This is a genomic window from Bradyrhizobium sp. KB893862 SZCCT0404, from assembly GCF_018130885.1.
GTDB lineage: Bacteria > Pseudomonadota > Alphaproteobacteria > Rhizobiales > Xanthobacteraceae > Bradyrhizobium > Bradyrhizobium stylosanthis.
The window spans coordinates 321,660-334,759 of the sequence record NZ_JAFCLT010000006.1 but is presented as its reverse complement, the minus strand read 5'-3'; the positions used below and the strand labels follow the sequence as shown (position 1 = coordinate 334,759).

At 59.9% G+C, this 13,100-nt stretch carries 13 protein-coding genes; 6 read left to right on the top strand and 7 right to left on the bottom strand.

Annotation, left to right across the window (positions count from 1 at the left end):
• Nucleotides 1-11: 11 nt before the first annotated feature.
• From JQ617_RS24760 to JQ617_RS24745, 4 genes are read left to right on the top strand one after another with little or no spacing between them, the layout of a single operon-like run.
• A complete protein-coding gene (locus JQ617_RS24760; RefSeq protein ID WP_212028564.1) occupies nt 12-1,496 on the top strand; it encodes an aldehyde dehydrogenase in 1,485 nt (494 codons plus the stop codon).
• Nucleotides 1,497-1,511: 15 nt separating this feature from the next.
• On the top strand, nt 1,512-2,882 hold the full coding sequence (locus tag JQ617_RS24755; RefSeq protein WP_212028563.1) for a transaminase: 1,371 nt from the start codon (nt 1,512-1,514) through the stop codon (nt 2,880-2,882).
• A 22-nt stretch (nt 2,883-2,904) separates the two neighbouring features.
• Complete coding sequence (locus JQ617_RS24750; RefSeq protein ID WP_212028562.1) at nt 2,905-3,705, top strand: SDR family oxidoreductase; 801 nt, start codon at nt 2,905-2,907, stop codon at nt 3,703-3,705.
• A complete protein-coding gene (locus tag JQ617_RS24745) occupies nt 3,702-4,475 on the top strand; it encodes an SDR family NAD(P)-dependent oxidoreductase (RefSeq protein WP_212028561.1) in 774 nt (257 codons plus the stop codon). The genes JQ617_RS24750 and JQ617_RS24745 overlap by 4 nt, the downstream gene beginning before the upstream one ends.
• 35 nt (nt 4,476-4,510) lie before the next feature.
• Here JQ617_RS24745 and JQ617_RS24740 read toward each other — a convergent pair whose 3' ends face one another.
• Nucleotides 4,511-4,993, bottom strand: coding sequence for an SgcJ/EcaC family oxidoreductase (locus JQ617_RS24740; protein ID WP_212028560.1), 483 nt, complete (start codon nt 4,991-4,993; stop codon nt 4,511-4,513).
• 638 nt (nt 4,994-5,631) lie between these two features.
• On the opposite strand from JQ617_RS24740, the gene JQ617_RS24735 reads away from it, so the two are divergent.
• The gene (locus tag JQ617_RS24735; protein WP_212028559.1) at nt 5,632-6,636 is read left to right on the top strand and encodes a helix-turn-helix domain-containing protein; all 1,005 of its coding nucleotides are present in this window, start codon (nt 5,632-5,634) and stop codon (nt 6,634-6,636) included.
• Between the two features lie 157 nt (nt 6,637-6,793).
• Here JQ617_RS24735 and JQ617_RS24730 read toward each other — a convergent pair whose 3' ends face one another.
• Nucleotides 6,794-7,795: a helix-turn-helix domain-containing protein gene (locus tag JQ617_RS24730; RefSeq protein WP_212028558.1), complete on the bottom strand. Its 1,002-nt coding sequence runs from the start codon at nt 7,793-7,795 to the stop codon at nt 6,794-6,796.
• A 225-nt stretch (nt 7,796-8,020) separates the two neighbouring features.
• On the opposite strand from JQ617_RS24730, the gene JQ617_RS24725 reads away from it, so the two are divergent.
• Nucleotides 8,021-8,683, top strand: coding sequence for a cysteine hydrolase family protein (locus JQ617_RS24725; protein WP_212028557.1), 663 nt, complete (start codon nt 8,021-8,023; stop codon nt 8,681-8,683).
• Nucleotides 8,684-8,708: 25 nt separating this feature from the next.
• Here the strand turns inward: JQ617_RS24725 and JQ617_RS24720 are convergent, their stop codons facing one another.
• The 5 genes from JQ617_RS24720 to JQ617_RS24700 all read right to left on the bottom strand — a co-directional run bounded on the left by JQ617_RS24720 (nt 8,709) and on the right by JQ617_RS24700 (nt 13,010).
• On the bottom strand, nt 8,709-9,413 hold the full coding sequence (locus tag JQ617_RS24720; protein WP_212028556.1) for a fumarylacetoacetate hydrolase family protein: 705 nt from the start codon (nt 9,411-9,413) through the stop codon (nt 8,709-8,711).
• Nucleotides 9,406-10,482, bottom strand: a complete 1,077-nt coding sequence (gene gtdA, locus JQ617_RS24715; RefSeq protein WP_212028555.1) for a gentisate 1,2-dioxygenase — start codon at nt 10,480-10,482, stop codon at nt 9,406-9,408. Before gtdA ends, JQ617_RS24720 begins: the two co-directional genes overlap by 8 nt.
• A 30-nt stretch (nt 10,483-10,512) precedes the next feature.
• The gene (locus tag JQ617_RS24710) at nt 10,513-11,868 is read right to left on the bottom strand and encodes an MFS transporter (RefSeq protein ID WP_212028554.1); all 1,356 of its coding nucleotides are present in this window, start codon (nt 11,866-11,868) and stop codon (nt 10,513-10,515) included.
• A 91-nt stretch (nt 11,869-11,959) separates the two neighbouring features.
• Entirely contained in the window at nt 11,960-12,361 is a 402-nt protein-coding gene (locus JQ617_RS24705) for a DoxX family protein (protein WP_212028553.1), read from the bottom strand.
• A gap of 34 nt (nt 12,362-12,395) precedes the next feature.
• Complete coding sequence (locus JQ617_RS24700; protein WP_212028552.1) at nt 12,396-13,010, bottom strand: FMN-dependent NADH-azoreductase; 615 nt, start codon at nt 13,008-13,010, stop codon at nt 12,396-12,398.
• Between the last annotated feature and the right edge of the window lie 90 nt (nt 13,011-13,100).

The window sequence follows — 13,100 nt, the reverse complement described above, 5'->3', positions numbered from 1 at the left end:
GTGCGCGAGACATGCAGCAGGAGCAAATTGACCGGCTAAGGGATGTTCCTGTAGGACCGAAGGAGCTGTTCATCGCCGGCAGGAGTGTGGGATCTGCGCGCGGCGAACGACTGGATGTCGTATCGCCGATTGACGGCAGAACATTCACAAGCATCGCCGACGGTAGCACCGACGATATCGACCATGCCGTCAAGGCAGCGCGACGGATCTATGAGCAAGGATCGTGGTCGCGCGCCGCCCCTTCTCACCGCAAGATGATCCTGTTGCGGTTGGCCGAACTGATCGAGAGCAATGCGCTGAATCTCGCCGTATTGGGCGTCCGTGACAACGGCACCGAAATCAACATGGCCTACAAGGCCGAACCCTTGTCCGCCGCAGGGACATTCCGCTTCTATGCGGAAGCGGTCGACAAGGTTTATGGCGAGATCGCGCCGACCGGGCCGAACGTCCTCGGTCTGATCCATCGCGAGCCGCTGGGTGTCATCGGCGTCATCGTCCCCTGGAATTTCCCGATGATGATCGGGGCTTGGAAGATCGCGCCGGCGCTCGCGGCGGGCAACTCCGTGGTAGTCAAGCCGCCAGAACTGGCTTCGCTGACATTGTTGCGGCTCGCGGAACTCGCCAGCGAAGCGGGATTGCCGGATGGCGTGCTTAATGTCGTTACCGGTCGGGGGACGACGGCGGGCGAAGCGCTTGCCATGCATGGCGACGTCGACGCGATCGCATTCACCGGTTCGGGGGCCGTCGGCCGGAGGCTTCTCGAATATTCGGCGCGCTCGAATCTCAAGCGCGTCTATCTCGAGCTCGGAGGCAAATCTCCGAACATCGTCTTTGCAGATGCGCCCGATCTTAAACGCGCGGCGAAAGTATCGGTCAACGGTATCTTCCGCAACTCGGGGCAGGTGTGCGTCGCCGGCTCGCGACTGCTCGTGCAGTCCGCCATCTATGATCGCTTCATGGGCGATATGCTGAGCATCACGGCGATGCTCAGGGTAGGTGACCCTCTCCAACTGACGTCCGATATCGGGGCGATCGTGAACCAGGCTCAGCTGCAACGTAATCTCGCGGCAGTTGCGTTGGCCGAACGCGAAGGCGCCCGGCGCCTGACCGGGGGCGAACAAATCTTACGCGACAGCGGTGGCACGTTCATGTCGCCAGCGATTTTCGCCGACGTCAGGTCGGATATGGCGTTGTCGCGCGAAGAAGTCTTTGGTCCAGTTCTCGCGGTGACACGCTTCGATACCGAGGAGGAGGCGGTCGCGCTCGCCAACTCCACTAGCTACGGCCTTTCATCGGCGGTGTGGACTGGGAATTTATCGACTGCTCATCGCATGGTGCGCGCCATCAATGCCGGTGTCGTGCACGTCAACACCTATGGTGGCGCCGACATCACAGTGCCGCTTGGTGGTTTCAAGCAGTCGGGTTTCGGGCGCGACAAGTCGCTTCATGCACTCGACGAGTATTGCGATCTTAAGACCGCATGGATCGAGCTTTGATATGGCGGAGAATCTATGCTTGCCGTGAATCTGGTTGATCTGATCAAGCGCGAACAGGAACGCTTCTTGACGCAACATCCGCGTTCCGCGATGGCTTGGAAAGAAGGCAGGCAGCACTTTCTCTATGGTGGTCCTTCGCATTGGATGCGGCGCTGGGCCGGCGGTTTCCCGATCTACGTCGATCGAGCTCGTGGCGCACACATCCGCGATATCGACGGGCACGACTATGTCGACTTCTGCCTCGGCGACACCGGCGGCATGTGTGGTCACGCACCGGAATTCGTCACGGAGGCAGCGCTGCGGCAACTCACGCGCGGCACGACGACCATGCTGCCGACCGAGGACAGCATTTGGGTTGGCGAAGAACTGTCGCGTCGCTTTGGTTCGCGCTATTGGACGCTGACGACCTCCGCGACGGATGCCAATCGTGGCGCGATTCGCATCGCTCGCATGGTTACCGGACGTCCTAAGGTTCTCGTATTCTCCGGGTGCTACCATGGTGGCATCGAGGAGGCGCATATTGAGATCCGGGATGGCCAGATCGGCATGCGTAACCAGATCCATCCCAATGCGGTGGACCACGCAGCCGTCAGTCGGATCGTAGAGTTCAATGATATTGCCGCGCTGGAGGCGGAGCTCTCGCATGGCGATGTCGCTTGCGTGCTCGCCGAACCGTTGATGACGAATTTCGGGATGATCCCCGTCGCGCCCGGGTTTCACGATGCTTTGCGCGACATCACGCGCCGCACTGGAACCGTGCTGATCCTCGACGAGACCCATACGCTATCCTGTGGACCCGGTGGATATACGCAGCTCCACGGCCTGGAGCCCGATATTCTCGTCGCGGGCAAGGCGATTGCCGGGGGCATCCCGGCCGGCATTTTCGGTCTAAGCCGGGAAATCGCTGAGCGAATGTGGGAACTCGTTCCGTTCGCTAATCCGCGGCAGCGCCAGTCGGCTCATCTCGGCATTGGCGGCACGCTCGCCGGCAACGCGCTCACGGTGGCAACGATGCGCGCCGTGCTGGAGAACGTGCTGACGCCTCAGAACTACGAGGGCATGATTGCAAATGCGACCCGGCTTGCCGACCAGGCGCGGCGCCTCATCACCGTCCATGGTCTGCCTTGGCATGTGACCCAGATCGGTGCGCGTGCCGAGGTCATGTTCATGCCGCAACCGCCCCGCAATGGCGCCGACGTGATTGCTGCGCGAAACGGAGACCTCGAGACCTTGCTTCATGCCTTCTACATGAACGAGGGCATTCTGGTGACGCCGTTCCATACCATGCTGCTTATGTGCCCGGCGACGACGGCCGAGGATGTCGAAAGGCACACGCTGGTCCTTGAGCGATTCATCCTCCTTCTGCGCAGATCCGGTCTGGCTTGATTGGTTTGGTGAGGCGCGTCCGATGCCCAATCGTCCATTTGACTTTTCGGATAGAGTGGCACTCGTGACTGGAGGAGCGCGAGGGATCGGCGCGGCGATTGTCACGCGCCTGGCCGAGGCCGGTGCCACCGTAGTTGTTGCCAATCGGACGCTCGACCTAGCGGAGCAGTTAGCCGGCCAACTCGTGGGGCGCGGCCTCCGCGCCCACGCAATTCCATTCGGTGGGTTGGACCGAACTGGCCTCCACACACTTGTCGATCAGGTCGCCGGACTGCACGACCGGCTTGATGTCTTGGTCCACAATGCCGGGGGGTGCCTATGGTCTTCGCTCGAGGAACTGGATGAGGAAAAGCTCGACACAACGCTTGGGCTGAATCTTAATGCCTGTTTCTGGCTCACGCAGGCGGCCATCCCGTACATGCGAGCGCGGCGCTACGGTCGAATTCTCGTCACATCGTCGGTCTCGGCACGCACCGCCATGGGTGGAGGCGTCCATTACTCGGCGGCAAAGGCTGGTGTTAATGCGTTTATTCGCGGTGCGGCATTCGAACATGCCCGAGACGGAGTGACGGTCAACGGCGTCGAGGCGGGCTTCATCGCCAAACCGGGGCGCGGCACAATGAGCACGCCGGATAACATGGCGCGGATCGGACGGTTCATTCCGGTCGGTCATATGGGCGAAGCTGACGACATCGCATTCGCGATGCTCTATCTCGCCTCCGAACAGGCCAAATACGTAACGGGCCAAACGATCGTCGTTGACGGCGGCTCGACGCTGCCGGAGACCGGCTTTGCCGTCGAGCGGCAATGGGGCGCCGAATGACAGGCCGCCTCGCCGGAAGAACGGCCCTTATCACCGGCGCGGCCACGGGCATTGGACACGCGGCAGCCGAATTGTTCGCGCGCCATGGAGCGCGCACGGTGCTGTTCGGCCTGGGCGCTAGCGCGCTGGACGATGCGGCTCGCAGTCTCGGTGCGACGGCGGTCCACGGCGACGTCACCAACGAGGCCGATGTCACGCGCGCCGTGGAGTCGTGTGGAGGCCGACTCGACATCGTGCTCAACGCCGCCGGGCTGATTGTACCAGACGAGCCCCTCACCATCACGGACGACGTGTGGGCCAGCACGCTCGATGTCAATGTCACGGGAACGATGAGGGTCTGCCGCGCCGCACTGCCGCTACTCAGGCGAGGTGGGGGTGCGATCATTAACATCGCCTCCGTTGCTGCGTTCAACTCTAGCCCGGACAACGTTAGCTACGCGGCGAGCAAGGCGGCGGTGGTTTCCTACACGCGCTCGATCGCTTTTGCTCACGGCGCCGATGGCGTCCGTGCCAACGCGGTGGCTCCAGGTTGGGTGAAGACTCCGATGAGTGACCATGAGATGGAGCTCCTTGCCGCTCGACGGCATAGCACGCCCGAAGCCGAGTACAATGCACTCACGGAACGCATTGCATTGCGTCGAATAGCGCAACCCTCCGAGATCGCTTCCTGTTGCTTATTCCTTGCGTCCGAGGAAGCGTCGTTCGTAACGGGAGCCGTGTTGGTTGTCGATGGCGGAGGTCGCTCGCCAACGCAGAGCAGGGCGGTGTGAGTTCGCGGGCGCCGCGTTCTATTGGTGCGTGCCTGTCACTTCGGATCGGTCGTTTCCGGCATGACTGATGAATGTAGATGGTCGATCTTCCAAGTACCGCGATCAAAGCGATAGATGAAGGTGTAGCGCGCCTTGATATCCTGGCTGGTGCCAGAATCGTCTTTGAGCGTGACGGTCCAGGTCCCGGCACGAGACGCGGTGTTGCAGTCCAGCCTGATCGTGCCGGTATCAATGCGTGCTGACGGACTTTTCTTGAGGAAGGACACGAAGTAGTCACGTACTCCCTCAGACGTCGTGCGTGCCTGATTTGATACGGTCGGAAGCAGGACAGCATCGCGAGTAAACAGCACGGCAACCTTATCGGGATCCTTTGTCGCCCAAGCTGCATTGAAGGTAGCAAACAGGCGTTCGATTTCGCCGTTCGAGGAAGCGTGGCAGCTCACCGGTGCTTTCGCTAGCACCGGCCCGGTCAATGAGAGCACAGAAATGAGCGCGACGGCTAGGCTGGCGAACTTCATCGATACGTCCCTTTGATCGTTTTGGTCGCCAGAAAATCCAAGGATAGGGCCCCCGAAGGCTTGGCGACGTTGTCTTGGCGTCGGTCTTACTACACGTGACGACGATTTCGGATAAGGTATTCGCGGTCAACCTAATGGTTGATTGCGTGCTAACACCGGACGAGGGCGATCGCTTGCGGATGGCGCTTGATCAGAGGCGGCCGAACGCGCCAAGTCCAATTCGAACTCCCAAGATCGTTTACTCACCTGGCTTTGGCGACGTCGGGTCTTGGTCGCTCTAGCTGCCAATTGCTGCCGCTCCCGTTCTCCTCAAGCATGGCACCGATTGGCCGCTACCTGCAGCGGCGTGGACTAACCGCGATGCATTTGGCGTCTACTGTCAAGGCGCCATCCACGGCCTGTGCTATCGGCCGAAGATTAAACGACGGCTTTCCCAGGGCAGGAATGGCCGCAGGCTGTAGGCGAGACATCCAAGGACACTTGGTGTCAAGTCATTCTTACGACGTTTCGTGCAATTCGGCGGGCGTTTTGCCCCTCAGGCTTGATCGCGAATTCACGTCCGCAGCCGACATGACTTAGCTACGGAGATCAGATCACATGGCGGCCCCTGATGCCGCTGTATGCGACAGGTTCACGCGATGCCTGATGACAAGGTCCGTACGCAAGAGGAGGGGCGGGACCCACGCGTTGTAGAACTCCATTCGCGGGACGCAGAAGAACACGCCGGGCGATTGTCCGGCTGGACGCTACGGGTTGAGCAGTTTTCGGCCGGACGGTTCAGCGGACAGCTGACCGTGCTGCAGCTTGATCATGTGCAAATTATTCGCGAGCGGGTGTCGCAGGCATTAACGATACGAGGAATGGGAAGGTCGGGTACGCTCCTGTTCAGCTTGCCTATTGCAGCATCCGGGGACTGTCACTTCAACGGCCGTTTGCTGCCGTACCCATGCTCGTTGTTTCGCGATGGCGCTGATCTGCCTTTGGTCATGACCCCGCGATATATGGATGTCGCGCACATCGTGATGGACCGGCAATGGCTTGCTGAACATTTTGCCGGGATCGGCGAACAGCGGTTAGCCTGCGATATCGCTGCGATGCAACATACGTGCGTCCAGCTTTCGGCCGCTCGTCTTGCGGTGATGCAGCAGGTTTTCGTTGATGTCTTCAACGCCTGCAGCCGAACGAGCGCCCTCGATTTTGCTCGGTCGCGTAGCGAGTTGCAGAGCGCGCTCCTGCAACTCGTCGCTGATGCCCTGGTTTCGAAGCCTGCCATCTCCGTGACAGGTGCTACCTCCCAGAAGCAGGTTGCCGATCGCGCTCTCGCCTATACGCTGTCCCGTCGCCAAGATCCGCCGAGCGTTGACGATATCTGCCGGCACATTGGTGTGAGCCGACGCAATCTCCAAGACTGCTTTCGGAATGCGTTTGGCATCTCACCCAAGCAATTCTTGCAGGTTGGGCGTCTGAACGCCGTGCGCCGTGAACTGAAGTTGCTGGCCGCGGCTGGACAGCGAATTCCCATCGGCGACGTCGCGGCAAGCTGGGGTTTCTGGCACTGGAGCCGTTTTGCCGGCAACTATCGTGAACTCTTCGGTGAACTTCCGTCGCAGACGCTCCAGGACGATCCATGCATCGTGCTCTAAAGTCATCCGCACGTATCGGAACGGGACCCTGTCGGCTTGCGTTGCGGTAGGCGCGGGAGATCGATTCTTCGACTTGCGGCAGTGCGCGAAAACAATGCCGTGAACCGGTCGTGGGCGAGAGACGGTTCGAGGTCGTTGTGGAGCGAGGTCTCCGGAGCTATCTGCCGTTCGCAGCATCAGGAGCGACATTCGGCTTACGGGACGAACTCCGTCGACGCGGCATTACGTCTTGCGGCGTCTTGCCGAAAGCCGCCCTGAACGAACGGCTAAAGTGTGAAAAGTCGCTAAATCCAAAGGTGAGAGCGGCCTCAGTAACCTGACGAATGTGTCCATCGGAAAGCGCAGTATGGCTGGCGAGAAGTCGCTGCTGCCAGAGCCATCGTATCGGGGTAGTCCCTTCACGCGCGAACAGGCGATTGAGCGTCCTGGGCGAAACACTGACCGCCTTAGCGATCGCATCGAGGGTCATGCCGTTGTCGGGAAGGTTTGACATGATGTAGCTCTTAGCCTCCTCCAGTCGCTCCAGGGTCGGGTTGCGCTCGATATGGTCGGTCAGCTCCGCCTCGAGCATGGCGGCGAATACGTCAATGGCCGACACGCTCAACGTTCGAACCACATCGTCCCTCACTGCGCCTTCAAGTTGGACTAAATGGCTTGCAAAGGACCCAGCGAGCGCACCCAAGTTTGACCGTCCCGACACCCGAAAGGCCGTCAAGTTTGGTGCCGTCGGCATGCGAGACAAGAGCAGGGGGCGCGGAATTGATATCATCATCGCGCGTGCCGTTCGACCAAAGTCGAGCACGAAGGGCTGGGACTGGTCGTGTAGAACAAGGTCTCCGGGACGGAGACGCGCAATGCGGTCGGCCTGCTGAAATGACACCTCACCCGATCGGGCGAGCCACAGCATGAAATAGTCCCTTGGATCCTTCCTGATTTCCGACGGTCCGCGGATGACCCGGATGCGGTCAGCCGCTTTAGTGGATGACCAGATGCTGTTTATCATCAGCGGTCCGAACTTCCGAATCGAAACCCGGGCCCGGAAATCGCGATAGGCGCTACGTTCGCTTTCGGTAACCGAGAACTGTCGACATGTGACGTGGTGCCAATGCTCAAAGCAGTCGTTTAGGCCAACGACTACGGTATCTTGCATCGTAGTCATGCGAAATGTCCTCCAACTCCACGCAGATGAACGCCATTGTCGGTCTGCGATCTGAGCCAACTCGGACGGAGCCCTTTGCTCCGGCGGGTGACGGCATTATGCCGCGATCAGAGGGGCTTACAATCCTGATGGCAAGCCGAGACCATAGATTGGCAGTATGAGCAAAGCGGAGGGGCCGAATGGCATGCTAATCGTCGACTTTCTGCCAAACACTAGGAGGTCGTCATGCCGCTTCACGTTGATCTCATCGAGCCGTCAAGGACGGTCATGATTGTGGTCGATATGCAGAACGATTTCGTGGGCGATAACGCGAAGCTGCGGTCAGCTCAAGCCGCCGCGATGGCGCCTCAACTTGCGGAGACTCTCAAGACTTGCCGCGACAAGGGCATCCGCATCATCTACACCGCTCACGTGCACAGGCGGGATGGTAGCGACACTGGTCGCTATGGCGATCTGTATCCGCCGATCGCCGACCGCTCGGCACTGGTCGACGACACTCCTGGTGTCGACATCTTCGAACCACTGAAGCCGCGGCCGGGTGAACACGTCATCAAGAAGCACCGCTACAGCGCATTCTTTGCGACCGACCTCGATCTGATCTTGCGTGAATGGGGCACCACCACTGTCGTGATCTCAGGCACGACGACGGAAAACTGCTGTCACGCGACAGCACGCGACGCGATGTTCAACAACTACAGAGTCGTATTTCTTTCGGATCTGACAGGCACGTTTGACTATCCTGACGTTGGCCAAGGGGCGATGAAGGCTGCCGACGTTCATCGTGCAACCTTGACGATCCTGGCGTTTTCTACTGCTCATGTTATGACCGGCGCGGACTTCATTTCGCGAATTTCGCCTACGAGAATGAATTCGCGCAATGCAGTATAGGGGGCCGAGCCTTGCCGCTCCCCCTTCAGCTCACCGACACCCTGATCGAGCCAAGACGATCGATCCCGCCGCGGATCACGTCGCCTCGCACCACGGGGCCAACGCCGGCCGGAGTACCCGTGTAGATCAGGTCGCCAGGCTTCAGGTGCATTGAACGCGATGCAATCGAGATGATCTCCGGAACGGACCATATCAGTTCGGATATGTCGGCTTCCTGCTTAGTTTGTCCATTCACCTCCAGCCAAATGCGCCCCTGCGTGAGATGGCCCACTTGCTCAACAGTGTGAAGAGGGGCGCACGGCGCTGACAAGTCAAAACTCTTTCCCCAGTCCCAGGGGCGCCCCTGGGCTCTGGCCTGCAATTGCAGGTCGCGCCGTGTGAGATCAATACCTACCGCATAGCCAAACACATGGTGCTGGGCTTGCTCCGGCAGGATCTCGAATCCACCCTTGCCAATGGCTACGACAAGCTCGATCTCGTATTGGAAGTCCGTTGTTTCCGGCGGGTACGGTACAACGGCATCGTTGTCCACAACCGTGTCGGAAGGCTTGAAGAAGAAGAACGGCGGTTCCCGATCGGGATCGCGTCCCATCTCGCGCGCGTGCGCCGCATAGTTGCGTCCCACGCAAAAGATGCGGCGCACCGGAAAGCGCGAGCACCTGCCGAAAACGGCGACTGAAGACGACGGCGGCGGCGGAAAGACGAAGGCGGGGTCGCGATTGTCAGACATTGCCGCGGTCCTCTCGAAAGACATGCAGCGCTTCTTGGATCGGTCGGTCGGAGTAGGAGAAGAGAACAGCATCCATAGCGGTCGTTTCATGCCGGATCCAATGCCAGGACGGAACCACAAAGATGTCCCGCTTGCTCCAGTCGACGACAAATTCGTCTCCCGAATGTGATGCAATGTAACTTCGTCCCCTACCTTCGATCGGAACAAATACTGTCGCATCGGTTGAGCGGTAGCCCGAACCTGCGAATCCCTTCGGCAACAGCTGTATGAATGTTCCAATCGTGGCCATGGCATGGTTACCCGTGATCGGATTGGTGTAGCGCATCTTCAGGCCGTGGCAGGGATCCCATCGATCGGATCGCCGCAGCCGCTCCAGCGCTTCTCTGGTTCGCGCGTATGGATAGTTGAATACGGACCCAGATCCGCGTGCACTCTCATGGTCGACCGGTAGGAGGTTATATCCATAGCGTGCGTCACTGTCTCCGACAGGCCGGGTGATGGGCTGCTGGTCCACGTGAAGATGTTCCGCGAACGAAGCGTCTAGCATCTGGATCACGGGGATATCGAGACCGTCAAGCCAGAAGATTGGATCCGCACTCGGATTGCCGTGGTCGTGCCAGGCCCACGGCGGCGTGATGATGAAGTCGCCCTCGTGCATGAGTGTCCTTTCGCCGTTCACCGCCGTATAGCCGCCTTCGCCTTCGAGGATAAACCTGAGAGCCGACTGAGTGTGACGATGAGCGGGTGCGACCTCGCCGGGCATCACGAGCTGCACGCCAGCATAGAGATCGGTGGTGATCTTGGACTGCCCGCGAAGGCCAGGATTCTCCAGCACGAGCACACGCCGCTCAGCCTCCTTGGCGGTAATCAGTTCGCCGGCTTCAAGCATCAACGAACGAATATCCCCGAAGCCCCACAATGCGGGTCTGCAATTGCTTCTTGGTTCAGTGGTCACCAACTCGGCAAGGGAAAGCCAAAGCGCGGTGAGGTTCTTCTCGTCTATCTTCTGATAAAACGCTCGTCGCTCCGGCGTTTCCGTGACAGGCGAAACGATTGATCCTTCCTGCATTGTCGTCTCTCTCTTGCGTAAACTGAGGTGCTAGTGCTGAAGCGTGGCCGTGGACGTCAGGAATGGGCGATCGGGCCGACGATTGCGGAGCGCGAATACCGAGAGGGAGGCCAGCAAGGCAGGGACGGTCGCCGCCAACACGACTGATTGCGCAGTCCAGCCCGCGCCGAGCAAAAGGCCGCCAACAACCGGGCCGATGATTGACCCGATACGGCCGACGCCCAGGGCCCAACCGACCCCAGTTGAACGGACGGCCGTGGGGTACAGGCCTGCAGCTAGCGCATTCATGCCGATCTGCGCGCCCACGATGCCGAAGCCGGCGAGAAATGTGGCCGTCATCAGAACCCACAGCGTGTCGGCTCCCGCTGCAATCACGACGATGAACATGGCCGATGTGGCGTAAGCCCCACCCAGCACCAGGCAAGGATCGAGGCGGTCCGCCATTCGTCCCAGCGTGAGGGCTCCAAGCACGCCGCCGAGGTTCAGGATGGCGGTCGAGAGGATGGCTATGTTGATCGGTAAACCGCTTGCCTTCAACAGCGAGGGCAGCCAGTTGACGAGAAAGTACATGACAAGGAGATTCATGAAGAATGCCGCCCAGAGTAGCGCTGTCATTGCTGCGCGCCCCTCCAGGAAGAGATGCGTCACGGGAAAGCCGGTTGCTGGCGGATCTGCAACGACAAAGCTGCTGGTCTTGCTGACACCAGCAGCCGGATTCAATCGTAAAAGGAGACTCGCGGCTGCCTTGTCTTCGCCACCGCGGGCAACCAGAAAGCGGATCGATTCCGGCAGCCATATCGCCAGAACGATGATGGTCCCGAGCGGCAGGAGGCCACCGAGCAGGAACACGGATTGCCAGCCAAACGAACTCATCAACGGAGCGCTTACGAAGCCGCCCAGAGTGGAGCCGAGCGGGAAGCCACAAAACATGATGGCAATGAGCATTGCACGCAGGCGGGCAGGGGCATATTCGCTGGTCAAGGCGATGATGTTTGGCATCGCTCCCCCAAGGCCCAGTCCGGTGAGGAGGCGGCAGACGAGCAACTCGTTCAATGAGCTCGCCCACGTCGTCGCCAGCGCGCAGGCACCGAACAGGAGCACGGACAAAAGGATGACACGTCTTCGGCCGAACCGATCGGCAACTGGGCTGAAAACGAACGCGCCGATCGCAAGTCCGATCAATCCTGCGCCGAAGATCGGCCCAAAGGCCGAGACGCTCAGGTTCCACTGTTCGGCGACCACCGGCGCGACATAGGCGATCGCCTGTGTATCAAAGCCGTCAAGCAACGCGATCCAGGCGCAGAGTGCTATAATGAGGACCTGGAAGCGCCCAAAGGGCGCTTCCTCGATGGTGGTCGTGACGTCGATGGCATTCCCGGACAACATGGGGGTCTCCTCTGCCGATCGCAGCCAAGCGGAAGCACTCTTGACCGGGCTGGTGACGTCCGACTTTCTGTGTGCGTAGGTCAGGCCGGCGTCAGGCCGGCTGGACTCCGAGTCGGCGATCGAGACTGAACGAGGTCGCGCCGAACGCGACGATCTGGAGAAGTCCTCCGATGATCATGATGTTCTTGAGAAAATGGATCATCGTGGGCTGATCTGCAAAGTTGTTGTGAAAGAACACCGCAGTAGCCAAGGTGAAAACCGCCAGGAGTGCCGCGACCGAGCGGGTTTGATATCCGATCAGGAGGAGGAGGCCGCCCCCAATCTCTACCGCGAGCGCGATCAAATAGCCGAGAAATGGCAGCGGGAGCCCAACTGAGGCGATGTAGCCCTGGATGGCGCTCGGGGCACCGAGCTTGCCGAGGCCGCTCATGACAAAGACAAGAGCAATGAGGACGCGGCCGGCGGCCGCGACCAAGGGACCAGAGTTTTGCATTGGGAATACCTTTGAGGTGAGATGTCGGTAGGAGTCAGGCAGCGATTTGCGCGATTTCGCTGCGTGCTTTGGAGATGGCCGCATTCTTTGCGTCCGGGCCGAAAGCCAATCCCTCGGCTCGGACGATCGTCACGTCCTTCAGTCCAAGAAACGCGAAGACGCTCTTCAAATAGCTCTCGTGGTGTTCGAGAGCGGCCTGCGGCGTACCGGCCTGATAGGCGTTGCCACGTGTCGAGGCGATGATGATCTTTTTGGAGGCCGGCAACAGCGTTTCGAGGACGCCGGTCTCGCTGTACTTGAAAGTGCGACCGGAGATGACGACACGGTCAATCCACGCCTTGAGTTGCGAAGGAATGGAGAAATTGTACATCGGTGCGCCGATGACGATGATGTCGGCATCGAACAGCTCGGCGAGATAGTCGGTGCCATTCTTGAGATCGTTGGCCAGTGCTTCGTCCTGGACGGGAGCTCCTTGCCAAGCGGCCATGTGAGCGCCGGACAGGTGCAGTGCGGGATCGGCGGTGAGATCCCGATAGGTGACCTGGATGCCGGGGTGCAGTGCAACTTGGCGGGCGACGATTTCCGAGGAGAGCACTCGGCTGACGGAATTGTCACCGAGAATGCTTGAGTCGAGATGCAGTAGCTTCATGGCGAAGTGGCTCCGACGATGCATTGTGAGCTGTTCAGTTGCGGAAGCCCTTGCCTCCGATACGGTCGTGATGTTTCATCGTTGCGCCTC

What these genes read in the sequence shown, in the direction of transcription:
- JQ617_RS24760 (WP_212028564.1), top strand. Translation starts at nt 12, where the DNA reads ATGCAGCAGGAGCAAATTGACCGGCTAAGGGATGTTCCTGTAGGACCG.
- JQ617_RS24755 (WP_212028563.1), top strand. Translation starts at nt 1,512, where the DNA reads ATGCTTGCCGTGAATCTGGTTGATCTGATCAAGCGCGAACAGGAACGC.
- JQ617_RS24750 (WP_212028562.1), top strand. Translation starts at nt 2,905, where the DNA reads ATGCCCAATCGTCCATTTGACTTTTCGGATAGAGTGGCACTCGTGACT.
- JQ617_RS24745 (WP_212028561.1), top strand. Translation starts at nt 3,702, where the DNA reads ATGACAGGCCGCCTCGCCGGAAGAACGGCCCTTATCACCGGCGCGGCC.
- JQ617_RS24740 (WP_212028560.1), bottom strand. Translation starts at nt 4,993, where the DNA reads ATGAAGTTCGCCAGCCTAGCCGTCGCGCTCATTTCTGTGCTCTCATTG.
- JQ617_RS24735 (WP_212028559.1), top strand. Translation starts at nt 5,632, where the DNA reads ATGCCTGATGACAAGGTCCGTACGCAAGAGGAGGGGCGGGACCCACGC.
- JQ617_RS24730 (WP_212028558.1), bottom strand. Translation starts at nt 7,795, where the DNA reads ATGACTACGATGCAAGATACCGTAGTCGTTGGCCTAAACGACTGCTTT.
- JQ617_RS24725 (WP_212028557.1), top strand. Translation starts at nt 8,021, where the DNA reads ATGCCGCTTCACGTTGATCTCATCGAGCCGTCAAGGACGGTCATGATT.
- JQ617_RS24720 (WP_212028556.1), bottom strand. Translation starts at nt 9,413, where the DNA reads ATGTCTGACAATCGCGACCCCGCCTTCGTCTTTCCGCCGCCGCCGTCG.
- gtdA (WP_212028555.1), bottom strand. Translation starts at nt 10,482, where the DNA reads ATGCAGGAAGGATCAATCGTTTCGCCTGTCACGGAAACGCCGGAGCGA.
- JQ617_RS24710 (WP_212028554.1), bottom strand. Translation starts at nt 11,868, where the DNA reads ATGTTGTCCGGGAATGCCATCGACGTCACGACCACCATCGAGGAAGCG.
- JQ617_RS24705 (WP_212028553.1), bottom strand. Translation starts at nt 12,361, where the DNA reads ATGCAAAACTCTGGTCCCTTGGTCGCGGCCGCCGGCCGCGTCCTCATT.
- JQ617_RS24700 (WP_212028552.1), bottom strand. Translation starts at nt 13,010, where the DNA reads ATGAAGCTACTGCATCTCGACTCAAGCATTCTCGGTGACAATTCCGTC.